The sequence below is a fragment of the Nonlabens sp. genome (assembly GCF_039941875.1).
In the GTDB taxonomy this organism is placed as follows: domain Bacteria; phylum Bacteroidota; class Bacteroidia; order Flavobacteriales; family Flavobacteriaceae; genus Nonlabens.
Genome location: NZ_JBDVDQ010000003.1, coordinates 412,522 through 428,877, shown reverse-complemented (window position 1 = coordinate 428,877; position 16,356 = coordinate 412,522). Strand labels below are relative to the sequence as shown.

Sequence of the window (16,356 nt, the reverse complement as noted above, 5' to 3'; positions counted from 1 at the left end):
ATGAAGTGGTTTCTCAAACTATGGAGCTATATAGTAAATCCTATATTCATTCCTTCTTTAGTATCCCTATGGTACTTTAACTTCAGTTATTATAGCGATGCTGATAGTGTCAAATTACAACTGTATTTAATCGTCATACTTACTGCAGCAATACCTTTATTTATCTACAGCATTCTCAAAGTTTTAGGAATCGTTAAAAGTGTACACTTATCGACTACTGGGGAGAGAATAACACCTTTAATAGTTTACGCAATTTTATTAGTCATGCTATTAAGAACTGCATTTGTGAACGGTTTACACACTTCACTTTACAACTTCTTTTTAGGAACGTTAATCGCTACTATAGTAGCAACAATACTTACATCTGTTAAATACAAAATAAGCCTTCATTTAATGGCTACAGGAGGTACTCTAGGTTTTTTAATAATACTTTCTTATGCATTAGGAATAAATCTATTATTAGAAATTGCATTACTTGGTATTATATCCGGCCTTACCGCAACCTCTAGATTAAGCATGAAGGCACATAACGGACACCAACTTATTTTCGGCTTCTTACTAGGACTGGTAAGTCAGTTACTAGCTTTCAGCTATATGACTTCATAATTAAAGGGTTTAAAGATTATAATATATAAAATTCAATACCAAACTTTATAGGTTGCAGATTAACACGCTCTGCATCAATTACCGCATTCTCATCAAATAAAGTATTTAAATCGTACTGCACAAAAGCATTAAAACTACCGTTACCCAACGTAAGAGTAGCAGCATAACGAAATCTATTCAACTCTGGAATAGAGGTTTTCTTAACTGTAGTAACGTCGTCCTTAAAGCTTGCTCTGTGAGTGAACATGTAAGATAATTTAACACCACTGTATATGCGCCAAAATGTAGTATTAGTAACTGTAGAAGTACGCCATCTAAACTGTATAGGCATCTCAATTAAATTAGTATAAAAACGATTTCTATCTACACTATCCTCATCTTCCAGAATACTAAAAACAGTAGTTCCTGAGGCGTCTTCTCCTATGAACAAATTAGAATTATAAGAGTTAGTAGAAAAACCAAGACCAACACCTATGGCAATATTACGTCTTTTATTAACTGGCATATCTCTAATAAAACCCAGACTTAAACCACCAGAAAATCCATTTTGAGAAAAAGAATCCGGCTCATTATTAATAAGGTTAAAGGATAAAGCTACATAGAATTGATCTTCTCTATAAAGCGAATCTACCACCGTAGGAATAGCATTTTCAGAACGTTTAACATCTTGAGCTCTTACAACTATAAAACCGGTTAAAAACAATAAAACAAACAAAAATAATCTCATAATAGATAGATTAGAGCGTAAAGTTAAAGCAAAAAAATAGCCGCTCTAAAAAAGAACGGCTATTAATATTAAATTAAAGAACTTATTATTAATTCTTTAAGTTTTTTAAAGGATCACCTTCTACTGAAGTATAACTAATTTTAAGAGCATATGCATCTCTTAACTCTTGTTTTACATCAGTTAGAATACCAACCTGTGAATTCTGATCTACTTTTAAAGAAACAGTCATTGCATCCTTATCATCTTCATCCATAAGATTTCTCTTAGTATTGACAAAGGTTTGAACATCAGAAATTGGAGCAATTTTATCTCCTAATTGAACAACTTCAGTAAGACCGTAAGTCTTTTGGAAGTTAGGATTAGGTTTACCTATATAAATAGTAACCACCTTCTTCTTTTCCGCTAGCTTTTCAACTTGATTAGCTTGTGGTAATTTGTTTTCAATTTGTAGTTCATCATCTCTCATTACAGTCGCAACCATAAAGAAGAATAATAACATGAAAACAATATCTGGAAGAGATGCTGTAGAAACAGCTGGCAATTCACCACTCTTTTTTTTCTTAAACTTAGACATAATTATTCTCTGTTTTGAGGTTCAGCTTCAGAAAGGTTTCTAGGAAACAATTCTCTCACTTTATCAATTTTATCTTTCAGATCATCGTATTCAGGAGAATCTACCTCCGTCGCAGGCCAATCTGACAATCTTTTCGTCATAGAACCGTAAGTCTCATTATAAAGACGCTTCCCTTCTCTATCTCTTAGGATAGAATAAGCTCTAACTAGCTCATTGGTCACCGCTAAATACATCTTATAAGATGCCTGTCTATCATTAACTAGGGAAACAACAGCTTTCTTAGGATTATCAGAAGACTCTGGATCCTTAGCACCTCTACAGTACGTACAAGCATTTCTAGCATCTGTTCCTCCACCGTTATCTAAAAATTTAACAGTAGCATCTGTCAAATCTTTGATATCCATGTCAGCATCTTCTACAAGTAAACGATTCTCAGCATTCACTATCACCTGAAAAATATTCTTTTTCTTAATTGGTGGTGGTGGCGTCTCTGGAGCAGGTGGTGGCAATTTACTTGCGATACCACTATCCACTTCAATCGTGGTGGTAACCAGGAAGAAGATCAATAGTAGGAATGCGATGTCTGCCATCGATCCCGCGTTTACTTCTGGTGCAGATCTTCTAGCCATAATTTATTTTTTTATAAGTTTACTTACTCCTGCCCATACTATTGTTCCAACAGCAACTACTCCTAATATGTAAAACATATATAAAGAAGCACCTATCCATTGAGAAGTTCCAGCAGTTAACAACTCTCCATCCTCTAACTCAATAACCTTGCCAGACGCATCTAAAACGCTATCATCTGCAAGAACGAAATAAGATATCAATGCAACCACAGCAAGAAGTCCAACAGAAATCAAAGATTTCTTTAAAACTTCAGCACTAGAGAAAAGTCCTTTGAAAACAAAGATTACCACTATAACAGCGATAAGAGCTAACGAAATATAAGCCAAATAGATTAATGGCGATACGGTAACAGCCTGGCTGCCTTCCGTATTTAGTTCAATTGCTTCGTCACCTAGAGCTAGCGTATAGAAAAAGAATCCCATAGCTATAAGGCTCAAAAGAAGAACTAGGTATTTTAATACTTTATGTAAAACCATGATTTGTTTTTGTAATGGTTAATTACTTACCGTTCTTATAGTCTACAAGAATATCGATAAGAGTAATAGAAGCGTCTTCCATATCGTTTACAATACTATCGATTTTAGAAACGATATAATTATAAAAGATTTGAAGTATAATCGCTACGATAAGACCAAATACTGTTGTAAGAAGTGCTACTTTAATACCACCAGCTACAAGAGAAGGCTCCATAGTACCTGCTTCTTCAATACTGTTAAATGATCCAATCATACCTATTACCGTACCCATGAAACCTAACATAGGTGCAAGAGCGATAAATAAAGATACCCAAGATACATTCTTTTCTAATTGACCCATTTGAACACCACCATAAGCTACAACAGCTTTTTCAGCAGCTTCAATGCTTTCATCTGCTCTATCAAGTCCTTGATAGTAGATAGAAGCAACAGGTCCTTTTGTGTTACGACATACATCTTTAGCAGCTTCTATACCACCACTTTTTAGAGCTTGCTCTACATCAGCAGCAAGTTTCTTAGAATTTGTTGTAGAAAGGTTTAAGTAAATAATTCTTTCTATAGCAACTGCAAGTCCTAATATAAGACATACTAATACGATGGCCATAAATCCAGGCCCTCCATCAATAAAGTTTTTCTTTAAAACTTGGTGGAAAGACTCTGTCTTAATTACCTCTGGAGCTTCTTGAATTAATGCAGATGCTGAAGCAACACCAGTAACACCTAATGTCATGGCTGCCGTGAATAAAATTGAAAGTGATCGTTTCATTTGACTTATTTGATTTATTTGAATTTTCAGATTAAAGGAGGTAAATATATAATTTCTTGAGCTAAAATAGCACAACTAATGTTAATCTATAATTAAATATTCTAGCAAACGTATAGGAATAGCTGTTTCAACGGCAAGAAAAACCACTAGAAACCGTAAGACTTTCAGAAGTTTAGGCCTACTAGACAGAAGCGATGTTATGTAAATGTTAATATTTAAAAATCTGCTTTTAAATAAAAAAAGGAGTGTCTTTATAATAAAGAGCACTCCTTTTGTACCTCAGGCCGGAATCGAACCGGCACGCCGTGAAGCATTGGATTTTGAATCCAACGTGTCTACCAATTCCACCACTGAGGCATTAATTAATTGGAGCGGCAAAAGTAATACATTAAAATTATTTTTAAATACAATTTGACTCTTATTTAGAGAGGCTTCTCTAAAATTATAAGTACATTTGCAGCCTTAAAATCAAGACCTAAAGGATTTTAATATGAACTACCCTTTAAACAACGCTAAGTTATTCGGCTGTCGCCAAAGTATGGACCTTGCTACTGCTATAGCAGACAAGTACGGCGCAACTTTAGGTAAGGTAAATTTCTCTACATTTAGTGATGGAGAATTCCAGCCTTCTTTTGAAGAATCTATAAGAGGCCGTCGTGTCTTTATTATAGGATCTACACAACCTAGTAGCGACCATTTAATGGAAATGTTATTAATGATGGATGCTGCAAAACGCGCAAGCGCGAGACACATCACAGCAGTAATACCATATTTCGGTTGGGCTAGACAAGATCGCAAAGACAAGCCTCGTGTACCGATAGGTGCAAAGATGATCGCAAAAATTCTAGAATCTGCAGGAGCTACTCGTATTATAACGATGGACCTACATGCAGACCAGATACAAGGATTCTTTGAAAAGCCAGTAGATCATCTTTTTGCCAGTTCTCTATTCATTCCTTATTTAAAGAGTCTTAATTTAAGTGACCTTACTATAGCATCTCCAGACATGGGTGGATCAAAACGTGCCTATGCATATGCTAAAGTATTAGAAAGCGACGTAGTAGTATGTTACAAACAACGCCAGAAAGCAAATGTGATTTCTCACATGGAACTTATAGGTGATGTAACAGGTAAAAACGTAGTCTTAGTAGATGACATGGTAGACACAGCAGGTACACTTACTAAAGCGGCAGATGTAATGATGGAAAGAGGCGCAAAAAGTGTAAGAGCAATTTGTACACACGCTATTCTATCCGGCAAGGCATATGAACGCATAGAAGACTCTCAATTATTAGAATTAATCGTTACAGACTCGATTCCATTGAAAAAAGAAAGCAGCAAGATCAGAGTATTATCTTGTGCTGAACTATTTGCAGGCGTTATGCAAAGCGTACAAAACAATGAATCTATCAGTGACAACTTTATAATGTAATTTCATTAACTAAATATATATAACATGAAATCAATCACGATCTTAGGATCTAAAAGAGAAAGCGTGGGTAAAAAGGCAACTAAAGCCCTACGTAATGCTGGATTGGTACCTTGCGTAATTTACGGAGGAGACGAAGCAATACATTTCTCAGCAGAAGAAAAAGCGTTCAAAAAACTTATCTACACTCCAGATGCACACACTGTAGTTATCGATTTAGGAAAAGACGGACAGTTTAATGCTATCGCTCAAGATATGCAATGGCACCCAGTAAAAGAACTTCTTTTACATGCAGATTTTTATCAAATATTTGATGATAAAGCTGTAACTATGGAAGTACCAGTTATTCTTGAAGGTTCTGCAAGAGGTGTACTTAATGGTGGTGTTTTACGTCGTAACAACCGTAAATTAAAAGTAAAAGCTTTACCAGCTAACTTACCTGATTATATCACAATCGATATCTCTCCAATGAAAATTGGTGCTAAGAAATACGTACGTGACTTAAGAGTAGATGAATATGAAATCATGCACCAAGACTCTGTAGTAGTTTGTATGATCAAAACATCTCGTACTGCTGTTGCAGATGATGATGATGATGATGAAGAAGGTGATGTTCCTTCTACTGAAACAAGTGATGAAGCTGCGGTTAAACAAGATTAATCGCTTTTCCATACTTTTACAAGCTGCAAGATTTATTTCTTGCAGCTTTTTTATTTTTACAGCATGTTTAAATGGTTACAAAACATATGGAATAGTGAACCTCAAACCACTATTATCTTAAAGGAAGAAGACCCCATGAAAAAATTCTTGATCATAGGCTTGGGTAATCCAGGCGCAAAATATACAGAGACCAGACACAATATAGGTTTTAAAGTACTAGATAAAATCGCCTCATTAAAAGAGGCTAGTTTTGAAACCCTAAAACTAGGCGACGTTGCTTCTATTAAACACAAGGGTAAAAGCATTATTCTACTTAAACCTAACACCTTCATGAATTTGAGCGGTAAAGCGATTAAATATTACATGAAACAAGAAGGTATCGATATAGAGAACATACTTGTTATCACCGACGACTTGAACCTACCGTTCGGTACACTGCGCATGAAAGCAAAAGGTACTGATGGCGGCCACAATGGTTTAAAAGACACTCAAATCACACTTAACACGCCTAAATACCCACGTTTACGTTTCGGTATTTCTAATACTTTTTCCAGTGGCAGACAGGTAGATTATGTACTTGGAGAATGGAATAAAGAAGAACAAAAAGATCTTCCAGAACGCCTCAGCACCACTGCAGACATGGCGCTATCCTTTACTCACGCAGGTCTAGCTAACACCATGAATCAATACAATGGAAAATAACTGGACTCTTAATAATGGATGGATATGGATCTCGCTTTCGCGAAAGCGGAACAACTACCAACATCACATCCATTAAAAGGCTCTTAAAAACATAAAAATATGCGCAGATTATTTTAATTTGCAAGCTCTCAAAAGAAGACTCTGAATTGAATACCTACGATAATATTGATAAATATAATGCTGTAAAAGGTGCAGTGGTAACTATAGGAACCTTTGATGGCGTTCATCAAGGACATCAGAAAATCTTACAACGTGTAGTCAAAAAAGCTAAAGAAGATAATCTAACGAGCCTTCTTCTCACCTTTTTTCCACATCCTAGAATGGTATTACAGCCAGATCATGACCTGAAATTAATTAATTCTATTACAGAACGTGTCGATCTAGTTGCAAATCAAGGGATTGAGAACATCGTTATACATCCCTTTTCTAAAGAATTCTCCAGAACAACTGCCTTAGATTATGTAAAAAACATATTAGTCGATAAATTAAATGCCAAAGTAATAGTGATAGGTTACGACCACCGTTTCGGCATTAATCGATCTGCTAGCATTGAACAACTAATAGAATATTCTAAAGAATATGATTTTGAAGTTATAGAAATTTCAAAAAAAGAAGTAGCAGAAGTTGCGGTAAGCAGTACTAAGGTGAGACATGCCTTAGAAAACGGCGCAATAGAAATAACTAATAAATACTTGAACTGCAATTTCAGTATACACGGCACTGTCGTTACTGGAAAACAAGTGGGTCGCACTATAGGCTATCCTACCGCAAACTTAATAGTTAAGGAATCTTATAAACTTATTCCTGCACCAGGTGTTTACATCACGAGTTCTATTATTAACGACACTCGTGTGTATGGAATGACTAATATAGGTGTAAATCCTACTGTTTCTAATGAAGCTATTCAAACTATAGAGACCTATTACCTAGATTTTAATGAAGATCTTTATGGTAAGAAATTAGAATTATTCTTTCATAAAAGATTGAGACAAGAAGAAAAATTTAATCACCTAGAAGATCTAATTAAAGCAATGCAACTGGACGAGCAAAAAACAAGAGCCTATGTACAGCAAGTGGGATAAATGGCTTTTTACACAGGTAGATAATTCTGCACTGGTCATCTTCAGGATGATTTTCGGACTACTTATAGCCTGTGAAGCATTTGGCTCTATTGCACTAGGCGCAGTAAGAAGATTATTTATAGAGCCAGATTTTACTTTTACCTTTATAGGTTTTGAATTTCTTGAACCTCTACCTGGTAACTGGATGTACGTACTATACTCGATTATGGGAATCGCTGGCTTAATGGTCATGGTAGGTTACAAATATCGCATGGCAATAATTTTTTATGCTATAAGCTGGGCCTATGTTTACTTATTGCAAAAGAGTAGTTACAACAACCACTGTTACTTATTAATGCTACTCAATTTTATCATGATCTTTTTACCTGCAAACAGGTCGGCATCCATAGATGCGAGATTAGATGCTAGCTTTAGAAAAGAGCATATGTCTAGGTGGATTTATGCATTTATTATCGCCTTTATATGGATCGTTTATGCATATGCAAGTATCGCAAAGTTCTACCCAGACTGGTTAGACGGTAGTTTTGCAAAATATTTAATGAGTACAAGAGGTAAGTCCTTTGATATTTTACAACACGACTGGTCACATCAGGCGATATTGTATTTCGGTTTATTCTTTGATTTGTTAATCGTGCCTTTCTTATTATGGAAAAAAACGAGATGGATAGCTATTATTGCGTCTATCTTCTTCCACATATTTAATAGTATTGTTTTTCAGATAGGAATCTTTCCTTATCTGGCACTATCCTTTTTATTGTTCTTTTTCTCTACCGAGGTATTGCACAAAAGGTTGATTTGGAAAAAAACCTACTATGCAGCAGCCGAAGTTATTGTACCTAAAACAAAACCTATTATTCTCTTTTGCAGCATCACATTTTTAATCACCATGCTATTACTACCATTAAGACATTGGGCAATAGAAGATGATGTATTATGGACTGAAGAAGGACACCGACTAAGCTGGCGCATGATGTTGCGCAGTAGGTCTGGATATGGTATTTTCTATATAGTAGATAAAGAAACTGGCAAAAAAATGCCTGTACATTTAAGTCAATATTTAAGTAAAAAACAGAAGCGCTCTGTACAGTCTAAACCTGATTTTATATGGCAATTTGCACAAAAGCTAGAAGAAATCTACGCTAGAGAAGGTAAAGAAATAGAGGTCTATGCAGATATAAAGGTTTCCATAAACGGTAGACCTAGAAAACAACTTACAGACCCAACGGTAGATCTTACACAAGAAGAATGGAGCCACTTTGAACACCATTCTTGGATCATGCCTTCTTCACTTTATGAAGAAATTCCCACGCTTAAAAACTAAGCAGCTGTTCCTACCGTTATGTTAACGATTATTGCTAATTTTACCACCATACTTTAAATCAGATCACATGCTACAAATAGCAGAAATACGTGAAAACAAAGACGCGTTTGCAATCGCATTGCAAAAGAGAAACATCGATGCACTTCCTTTATTAGAAAGCGCTATTGCCGTAGATGAAAACCGTCGCAGTTTACAAGGACAGCTAGACGAAACACTAGCAAAAAGCAATAAACTTTCTAAAGAAATAGGAATGCTTTTTAAGTCAGGAAAAGCTGCCGAAGCTAATGAACTGAAATCCCAAACAGCCGATTTAAAAGAATCTTCTAAACAACTGGGAGAACAATTAAATGCTGCTGTAGAAGAATTACAAAATATCCTGTACACCATTCCTAACATACCACAGGACAGCGTTCCTGCAGGAAATAGCGATGAAGATAATGAGGTGATTTCTGAACATGGGGAAATACCTAATTTACATGAGGGCGCAAAACCACACTGGGAACTGGTAAAAGATTATGATATCATAGACTTTGAATTGGGTAATAAAATTACTGGTGCTGGATTCCCTGTTTATAAAAAGAAAGGTGCTCGTTTACAACGTGCGTTAATCAATTATTTTCTTGATAAAAATACCGCTGCAGGATATGAAGAGATGCAAGTACCGCATCTTGTAAATGAAGCAAGTGGTTATGGAACAGGTCAGTTACCAGACAAAGAAGGACAGATGTACCATGTAGGTGTAGACGATCTCTATTTAATCCCTACTGGAGAAGTTCCTATAACTAACATTTATAGAGACCGTATTTTAGAAAATAAAGATTTCCCTATTAAAATGACTGGTTATACACCATGTTTCCGTCGTGAGGCTGGTAGTTATGGTAGTGATGTAAGAGGTCTTAATCGTTTACATCAGTTTGATAAAGTGGAGATTTTACGTATCGAGCATCCTGAAAATAGTGATGCAGCACTAGATAACATGGTATCACATGTGCAAGAAATACTTGAAGAGCTAGAATTACCTTATCGCATTTTACGTCTTTGCGGTGGTGATCTAGGTTTCACCTCTACTCTAACTTATGATTTTGAAGTTTACAGTACTGCACAAGACAAATGGCTAGAAGTAAGTAGTGTATCTAACTTTAAAGCTTTTCAAGCAAATCGTTTGAAATTGCGTTATAGATCTGGAGAAAAAGGAACAGAACTGGCACATACTTTGAATGGTAGCTCACTAGCATTACCACGTATTCTTGCAAGTATTCTAGAAAACTTTCAAGTAGAAGGTGGTATTAAAATCCCTAAAGTATTGATTCCTTATTGCGGTTTTGATACTATAGATTAACTTTAAAACCTTATGCGTTACCTTTTTGTAGTTTTTACGGCACTTTTTTGCACCTTTAGTTTTGCTCAAGATTCTAAACTTGCTGAAAATTACATGGATCAAGGTGAGTACAATAAGGCATTAAAAATCTATCAAAAAATATACGATAAAAATAAGCGCAATCCCAGGAATGTGTTTGCGCTTATTGAAGTATACCAGCAACTAGAGCGTTATTCCAGTGTAGATTCTATTATAGATATTGCGCAAAAAAGCACGCCGCGCAAAGAGCAATTTTACATAGAACGTGGTTATAATGCAACGCTACAAGGTAAAGACAGTATCGCAACTAATTATTACCAAAAAGCGATTCATGTTATAGATTCTTTACCACAACTTACCTATCAAATAGCCTATAGATTTGAAAAGCGCAATGAGCTAGAAGAAGCTATACTGTCCTATGAAAAAGGAATGGCTCTTAACGATAAGCTTAATTACAATTATCAACTGGCTAAATTATACGGTGAACAAGGAGATCTAGAAAAGATGTTCGACACTAACGTGACCTTAATAGAGCAAAATGCCGTTTACCGCTCTCGAGCACAAGCAATATTTTCTCAATATGTTACCGATAATGCAGATAATGAAGGTAATAAACTATTAAGAAAGGTACTTTTATTACGCTTGCGTGAAAATCCAGACCCTATTTATAATCAGTTGCTATCCTGGTTATTTGTACAACAAAAGGATTTTAAAAAAGCATTTATCCAAGAAAAAGCTATTTATAAACGTGAGGAGTCTAATATGGACAACCTCAAAAATCTTGTGGTCACTGCTATAGACGAGAATGACCTAGACGCCGCAAAGGATATTCTTGATTACATGATTGAAGAAACGCAATCTTTGATTACTAAATATAGTGCACAAAGGTTAAAAATTAAATTGCGAGCAGACGCCGCTACCGCTCTAGAATTTGAATCTATTAAATTAGATTATGAAAACTTGCTTAACACTTATGGTAGGGACAAAGAAACTTTTAGACTGCAACTAGACTATGCAAATTTTATAGCTTTTAAAATTAATGAGCCTCAAATGGCTAGTGATTTACTGATAGCATTAGAAAAAACTAATTTAAGTAAATTTCAAAAAGCAGATGTAAAAATTCTCCTTGCAGACATACTCGTTCTACAAGAGCAATTTAACAGAGCGCTTATATTTTACAGTCAGGTTCAAAACGATCTACCTAACGACCTGCGTGCTCAAGAATCTCAATTTAAAGTAGCACGTACCAGCTATTATCAAGGCGACTTTCCTTGGAGTCTGACTCAATTAAAAGTATTGCGCAGCGCTGCCAGTAAATTAATTGCAAACGATGCTATGGAATTAAGCCTGACTATTGCAGACCACTCTGTAGAAGACACGACGTTTGTTGCTTTAAAAGCTTTCGCGAAAGCGGAATTAAAACAATACCAGAATAAAAGATCTGAAGCCATAATCTTATACGATCAATTACTGTTAGATCACAAAGGAGACCCTATCGAAGATGAAGTCTTATTAAAACAAGCACAGCTTTATGAAATAGATAGCAAGTTTGAAAAAGCTAGAGATAATTACCAGCTTATTATCGATAATTACAGCGATGGTATTCTTGCAGACGATGCTTATTACAGACTAGGTCTATTATATCAAGAACATCTAGAAAACCCATTAAAAGCCAAAGAGCTTTTTGAAAAAATAATATTTTCACACGCAGACAGCATTCACTTTGTAGATGCTCGCAGGCGCTATCGCAGGTTGCGTGGTGATGAAAACGACAAAGCTTTTTAAGTATAAAATCAACAGATTTATGATCATATATAATGTCACTTGTAACATGCATTCTTCATTAGAACCAGAATGGGTACCATGGATTAGAGAACACATTGCCAAAGTACTGGGAACAGGACTGTTTATGGACGCTAGATTCACAAGAGTTCTTGTAGAGGATAAAGATGGACACAGTACTTTTTCTATCCAGTATAAGGCTAACAGTAAAGAAGCATTATTGGACTACTATGAAAATCATGCTGCAGAATTGAGAAAAGAAGGCATAAGTAAATTTGGAGAACAAGTTCTTTCTTTTAGAACAGAGCTAGAATTAATCGATGAATATAACGTACGTAGAGGTTAGAAATAATCATTGATTTCGATTAAAAACATATTCAAACAGAAAAACATTGGCAAAATATAAACCTAAATACACATCGCAAGACAAAGGTGTTACCGCAAAGAAACACCTAGGACAGCACTTCCTTAAGGATGATACTGTAGCCGTGCGCATTGCCGACTGTTTAACTTACAAAGGGTATGATCAAGTACTAGAAATAGGACCAGGAACCGGTGTACTTACTAAACATGTACTGAGAAAAGATATTAAGGTTACTGCACTAGAACTAGACAGTGAGTCTGTAGAATATTTAACTACCAGTTTCCCGATAGAACACGCTGGCCTGGTAAATGATAAAACATTTGCCGTAATAGAAGCAGATTTTCTTAAAAAAGATCTGTCAGATATTTATGGAGATCGCTCATTTGCCATAATAGGTAATTTTCCATATAATATAAGTACACAAATAGTATTTAAGACTATAGAGAACAGAGACCAGATTCCAGAATTCGGTGGTATGTTTCAAAAAGAAGTAGCACAGCGCATTTGCGCACCACACGGTTCAAAAACGTATGGTATTCTATCTGTTCTTGCACAGGCTTATTACCATGCAGAGTATATTTTTACTGTAGGTCCAGAGGTGTTTAATCCTCCGCCTAGAGTGGATAGTGGTGTATTGCTTTTAACACGTAAAGAAGATTATGATCAACTACCTTGTTCTTATGCAAAATTGCGTCAGGTAGTAAAACTAGCTTTTCAACAACGTCGCAAGACCTTAAGAAATTCATTAAAAACGATGAATTTACCTGACGAGATGCGAGAAAAAGAACTCTTTAATCTACGTCCAGAACAAATAAGTGTAGCCATGTTTGTAGAATTAGTTCAGGAAATTGAGGCACTAGAGTCATAATTCCTACAAATTTGTAAAAAACGACACCTACTCCTATTCAAAAAATTATCTTTGCTAGCTTAAGTAAGAATCATGCAGTTTAATATCACCAACGACTTTCTTGAAGAAGTAAAATCACTTATTGAAGTCAGTGATACTAATAAACTAGAACATATTCTAGAAGAACTACACTTTGCAGACATCGCAGAGATTATAGACGAACTTAATCTAGAAGATGCCGTCTTTATAGTAAAGTTACTAGATTCTGAAAAAACGTCTGAAGCTCTCATGGAGCTAGATGAGGCTCAAAGAGACCGCATTCTTAATGCATTATCTCCTAAAGAAATAGCTGGAGAGCTAGAAGAAATGGATACCGATGATGCGGCAGATATTCTTAACGAACTATCTGAAGATGTAGCACAATCTGTAATCAATGAGCTCGTAGATGAGCAACATGCTGAGGACATAGTAGATCTATTGCGCTATGAAGAAAACAGTGCTGGTGGACTTATGGCCAAAGAACTCGTGAGAGTTAACGAGAACTGGAGCGTTACCGGTTGCGTGAGCGAGATGCGCGCACAGGCAGAAAATGTTACACGCGTACATTCCATCTATGTAGTAGATAACAATAATAAACTTAAAGGCCGACTCTCTTTAAAAGATCTCTTAACCAGTAAGGAAGACACTCCTATAAAAGACGTTTATATTCCCAAAGTAGATTTTGTAACCGTAAACACACCAGGCGAAGAAGTATCTCGCATCATGCGTAAGTATGACCTAGAAGCCATACCTGTCGTAGATGAGCTCGACCGGTTAGTAGGTCGTATTACCATAGATGATATTGTAGATTTCATTACAGAAGAAGCCGAAAAAGATTACCAACTAGCCAGTGGTATATCGCAAGATGTAGAGGCTAACGATAGCATCTGGGAACTGACTAAAGCACGATTACCATGGCTAGTCTTAGGACTTCTAGGTGGTATAGGCGCTGCGGCTATTATGGGCGGTTTTGAAGAAATATTTGAAAAACACGCCGTACTCTTTTTCTTCACTCCATTAATTGCTGCAATGGCAGGTAATGTAGGTGTACAGTCTAGCGCTATTATAGTACAAGGTATTGCAAACGACGACCTTAAGGGAAGTATCAGTAATCGATTAATAAAAGAAATTTTACTAGCTATGTTAAATGGCGTCATTTTAGCCATTCTTTTATTTGCCTATACATTTGCGACTAAAGGTGAACTATTTACATCTATCGCAATCTCCACATCACTTTTTGTTGTGATCATTGTTGCCGGACTCGTAGGTACTTTTGTCCCTCTTGCTTTACACAAGCGTGGTATAGACCCAGCACTTGCGACAGGTCCATTTATCACCACCAGTAATGATATATTTGGGATTCTCATCTATTTCATGATTGCAAAAGCTATAATAGGCATCTAGATTATAGATTTTTATTCCGCTTTCGCGAAAGCGAGATCAAACAACTACTCCTTAACCAGTTTCAATGTCTCTATCTCCAGACCGTTGTTTTCTAGTTTTAAAAAGTACACACCATTAGACAAGGTAGAGATATTTAATCGCTGATCTGAGTTCAAAATTTGGGTCAACACTTGCTGACCATTTACATTATAAATAGAAACAGAACTAAATTCTAAATCACTATTTATTTGAATCTCATTTACAGCCGGATTAGGATAAATACTCGCTCTAGATTGCTGTAAATCTTCATTACTTAATAGCACACCTGCACAATCTGTTTTGGCCAGTTGACCGAACCAAAAATCACTATCGCCAGTACCGTTAGTAATTACAGGAACATTGGGGTCGTTTAAAAAGAGGCTGTTTGTCACATAACCACCTACTATGTAATTACCAAAGTTATCTACTCCTAGAGCAGTAATCTCGTCATCAAAACCAGATGGGCCTTCTATATCTTCTATAGCGATAACCGTTCCTGTATTCTTATTAAATCGAACTACAACTGGATCTTGTGCACTGCTCAATAGTGGTCTATTAAAGTTTATCCCACTCCAAGTATTTGCATTACCTAAAGAACCGCCCATTGCTACCTCGTTACCATTAACTTGAAGAGCATAACCTGTAGAGATACCACCTGTAGAATAAGTAGGATTTGTTCCCCATTGTAGCATTCCACTAGAGTTTAATTTAATCACATAGATAGCTAATTCTCCGCCAGATATAGTTGGGCTATTTACCTGATCAAATACATGACCTGCAAAACCTTCTTGATTGACACCTCCAGAATTGTTTCCAGCACCAGAAATATAAACATTGGACTGATCATCTGTTGTTATACTTTTAAGATTATTTACACCCATACTATCATGTCTCCATAATTCTGTACCAGTAGCGTCTAGTGCAACAATAAGCGCGTCACCAGTTTGCTGCACACCACCGAAGGAAACTGCACCGCCACCACCTATACGTTTATGAAGGCCAAAGTAATGCTGCCCGTTTAATGGGTCGTAATGATAAGTCACGTTACGGTCATAAGTAATTTCTCCACCTATATCGTATTCAAAGTGATTCAAATAATTACCGTCTTTATTCATCTGGATCACCAGTCCTTTAAAAGGAGCTGGTACTACTATATTACCGTTAAAATGTGTACCAGCAATAAACAACGTTTGTACAGTTATGGTACCATCAGCTTCTACCACCATTCCATAGTTGCGAGCAGCGCCTTCGCCTGCTGCAGGATTATCAAACTGCGGCTGACTTATCCATTGATAAATTCCTTGAGTATTATACTTAACCACAAAAAATTCTTTATTATGATTTCCAATATTTGAAGTCGTACCATTAGGATCGAAGGCAAAATCAGTATCAAATTGCATGGCAGGTTGTGAACTAGAACTTCTAGGTCTAACAATACCGCTTACATAAACACCTCCCAATGCATCGGTCTCTAGCCCACCACCAAATACCGTCATACCACCACCAAAGGTCTTGCTCCATCTTAAAGTACCAGCACAATCGGTAGAAAAAAGTAACAAATCTTGTGCGCGA

General features: G+C 36.1%; 17 protein-coding genes and 1 tRNA gene. 11 read left to right on the top strand and 7 right to left on the bottom strand.

Annotated features, from left to right (window positions below; all coding sequences use genetic code 11):
• Positions 1–606 (top strand): hypothetical protein, encoded by a 606-nt coding sequence (locus ABJF08_RS02355; protein WP_348114437.1) that lies wholly within the window; start codon positions 1–3, stop codon positions 604–606.
• Positions 607–622: 16 nt separating this feature from the next.
• Here the strand turns inward: ABJF08_RS02355 and ABJF08_RS02350 are convergent, their stop codons facing one another.
• From ABJF08_RS02350 to ABJF08_RS02325, 6 genes are all read right to left on the bottom strand, one after another.
• A complete protein-coding gene (locus ABJF08_RS02350; protein ID WP_348114436.1) occupies positions 623–1,333 on the bottom strand; it encodes a porin family protein in 711 nt (236 codons plus the stop codon).
• A gap of 88 nt (positions 1,334–1,421) precedes the next feature.
• Complete coding sequence (locus ABJF08_RS02345; protein ID WP_348114435.1) at positions 1,422–1,907, bottom strand: biopolymer transporter ExbD; 486 nt, start codon at positions 1,905–1,907, stop codon at positions 1,422–1,424.
• Positions 1,908–1,909: 2 nt separating this feature from the next.
• Positions 1,910–2,536 (bottom strand): biopolymer transporter ExbD, encoded by a 627-nt coding sequence (locus ABJF08_RS02340; protein WP_348114434.1) that lies wholly within the window; start codon positions 2,534–2,536, stop codon positions 1,910–1,912.
• Positions 2,537–2,539: 3 nt separating this feature from the next.
• Positions 2,540–3,013: a hypothetical protein gene (locus ABJF08_RS02335; RefSeq protein ID WP_348114433.1), complete on the bottom strand. Its 474-nt coding sequence runs from the start codon at positions 3,011–3,013 to the stop codon at positions 2,540–2,542.
• Between the two features lie 22 nt (positions 3,014–3,035).
• Positions 3,036–3,779 carry a MotA/TolQ/ExbB proton channel family protein gene (locus ABJF08_RS02330; protein ID WP_104513905.1) on the bottom strand — a complete coding sequence of 248 codons (744 nt, stop codon included), beginning with the start codon at positions 3,777–3,779 and terminating at the stop codon, positions 3,036–3,038.
• A gap of 275 nt (positions 3,780–4,054) precedes the next feature.
• Positions 4,055–4,136: transfer RNA gene (locus tag ABJF08_RS02325), tRNA-Leu, on the bottom strand.
• 133 nt (positions 4,137–4,269) lie between these two features.
• Between ABJF08_RS02325 and ABJF08_RS02320 the strand changes: the two genes are divergently transcribed.
• The 10 genes from ABJF08_RS02320 (at position 4,270) to mgtE (ending at position 14,766) form a co-directional block, all read left to right on the top strand.
• Positions 4,270–5,211, top strand: coding sequence for a ribose-phosphate pyrophosphokinase (locus ABJF08_RS02320; RefSeq protein ID WP_348114432.1), 942 nt, complete (start codon positions 4,270–4,272; stop codon positions 5,209–5,211).
• A 24-nt stretch (positions 5,212–5,235) separates the two neighbouring features.
• A complete protein-coding gene (locus tag ABJF08_RS02315; RefSeq protein ID WP_348114431.1) occupies positions 5,236–5,868 on the top strand; it encodes a 50S ribosomal protein L25/general stress protein Ctc in 633 nt (210 codons plus the stop codon).
• Between the two features lie 63 nt (positions 5,869–5,931).
• Positions 5,932–6,570 (top strand): aminoacyl-tRNA hydrolase, encoded by a 639-nt coding sequence (pth, locus tag ABJF08_RS02310; protein WP_348114430.1) that lies wholly within the window; start codon positions 5,932–5,934, stop codon positions 6,568–6,570.
• A gap of 146 nt (positions 6,571–6,716) precedes the next feature.
• Entirely contained in the window at positions 6,717–7,652 is a 936-nt protein-coding gene (locus tag ABJF08_RS02305) for a bifunctional riboflavin kinase/FAD synthetase (RefSeq protein WP_348114429.1), read from the top strand.
• Positions 7,633–8,973, top strand: a complete 1,341-nt coding sequence (locus ABJF08_RS02300) for an HTTM domain-containing protein (RefSeq protein ID WP_348114428.1) — start codon at positions 7,633–7,635, stop codon at positions 8,971–8,973. The genes ABJF08_RS02305 and ABJF08_RS02300 overlap by 20 nt, the downstream gene beginning before the upstream one ends.
• Positions 8,974–9,040: 67 nt before the next feature.
• Positions 9,041–10,312 (top strand): serine--tRNA ligase, encoded by a 1,272-nt coding sequence (gene serS / locus ABJF08_RS02295; protein WP_348114427.1) that lies wholly within the window; start codon positions 9,041–9,043, stop codon positions 10,310–10,312.
• 12 nt (positions 10,313–10,324) lie between these two features.
• Positions 10,325–12,115: a tetratricopeptide repeat protein gene (locus ABJF08_RS02290; RefSeq protein WP_348114426.1), complete on the top strand. Its 1,791-nt coding sequence runs from the start codon at positions 10,325–10,327 to the stop codon at positions 12,113–12,115.
• 19 nt (positions 12,116–12,134) lie between these two features.
• On the top strand, positions 12,135–12,458 hold the full coding sequence (locus tag ABJF08_RS02285) for a DUF4286 family protein (RefSeq protein WP_104513912.1): 324 nt from the start codon (positions 12,135–12,137) through the stop codon (positions 12,456–12,458).
• A gap of 46 nt (positions 12,459–12,504) precedes the next feature.
• Entirely contained in the window at positions 12,505–13,344 is an 840-nt protein-coding gene (gene rsmA / locus ABJF08_RS02280; protein WP_104513913.1) for a 16S rRNA (adenine(1518)-N(6)/adenine(1519)-N(6))-dimethyltransferase RsmA, read from the top strand.
• 72 nt (positions 13,345–13,416) lie between these two features.
• Entirely contained in the window at positions 13,417–14,766 is a 1,350-nt protein-coding gene (gene mgtE / locus ABJF08_RS02275) for a magnesium transporter (RefSeq protein WP_348114425.1), read from the top strand.
• Between the two features lie 44 nt (positions 14,767–14,810).
• Here the strand turns inward: mgtE and ABJF08_RS02270 are convergent, their stop codons facing one another.
• Positions 14,811–16,343, bottom strand: coding sequence for a T9SS type A sorting domain-containing protein (locus ABJF08_RS02270; protein WP_348114424.1), 1,533 nt, complete (start codon positions 16,341–16,343; stop codon positions 14,811–14,813).
• Between the last annotated feature and the right edge of the window lie 13 nt (positions 16,344–16,356).

Excerpts from the sequence above, each read along its gene's own strand:
- mgtE (WP_348114425.1), top strand. The coding sequence starts at position 13,417 with ATGCAGTTTAATATCACCAACGACTTTCTTGAAGAAGTAAAATCACTT.
- serS (WP_348114427.1), top strand. The coding sequence starts at position 9,041 with ATGCTACAAATAGCAGAAATACGTGAAAACAAAGACGCGTTTGCAATC.
- pth (WP_348114430.1), top strand. The coding sequence starts at position 5,932 with ATGTTTAAATGGTTACAAAACATATGGAATAGTGAACCTCAAACCACT.
- ABJF08_RS02350 (WP_348114436.1), bottom strand. The coding sequence starts at position 1,333 with ATGAGATTATTTTTGTTTGTTTTATTGTTTTTAACCGGTTTTATAGTT.
- ABJF08_RS02355 (WP_348114437.1), top strand. The coding sequence starts at position 1 with ATGAAGTGGTTTCTCAAACTATGGAGCTATATAGTAAATCCTATATTC.
- ABJF08_RS02335 (WP_348114433.1), bottom strand. The coding sequence starts at position 3,013 with ATGGTTTTACATAAAGTATTAAAATACCTAGTTCTTCTTTTGAGCCTT.
- ABJF08_RS02285 (WP_104513912.1), top strand. The coding sequence starts at position 12,135 with ATGATCATATATAATGTCACTTGTAACATGCATTCTTCATTAGAACCA.
- ABJF08_RS02320 (WP_348114432.1), top strand. The coding sequence starts at position 4,270 with ATGAACTACCCTTTAAACAACGCTAAGTTATTCGGCTGTCGCCAAAGT.
- ABJF08_RS02340 (WP_348114434.1), bottom strand. The coding sequence starts at position 2,536 with ATGGCTAGAAGATCTGCACCAGAAGTAAACGCGGGATCGATGGCAGAC.
- ABJF08_RS02300 (WP_348114428.1), top strand. The coding sequence starts at position 7,633 with ATGTACAGCAAGTGGGATAAATGGCTTTTTACACAGGTAGATAATTCT.
- ABJF08_RS02345 (WP_348114435.1), bottom strand. The coding sequence starts at position 1,907 with ATGTCTAAGTTTAAGAAAAAAAAGAGTGGTGAATTGCCAGCTGTTTCT.
- ABJF08_RS02330 (WP_104513905.1), bottom strand. The coding sequence starts at position 3,779 with ATGAAACGATCACTTTCAATTTTATTCACGGCAGCCATGACATTAGGT.
- ABJF08_RS02290 (WP_348114426.1), top strand. The coding sequence starts at position 10,325 with ATGCGTTACCTTTTTGTAGTTTTTACGGCACTTTTTTGCACCTTTAGT.
- ABJF08_RS02315 (WP_348114431.1), top strand. The coding sequence starts at position 5,236 with ATGAAATCAATCACGATCTTAGGATCTAAAAGAGAAAGCGTGGGTAAA.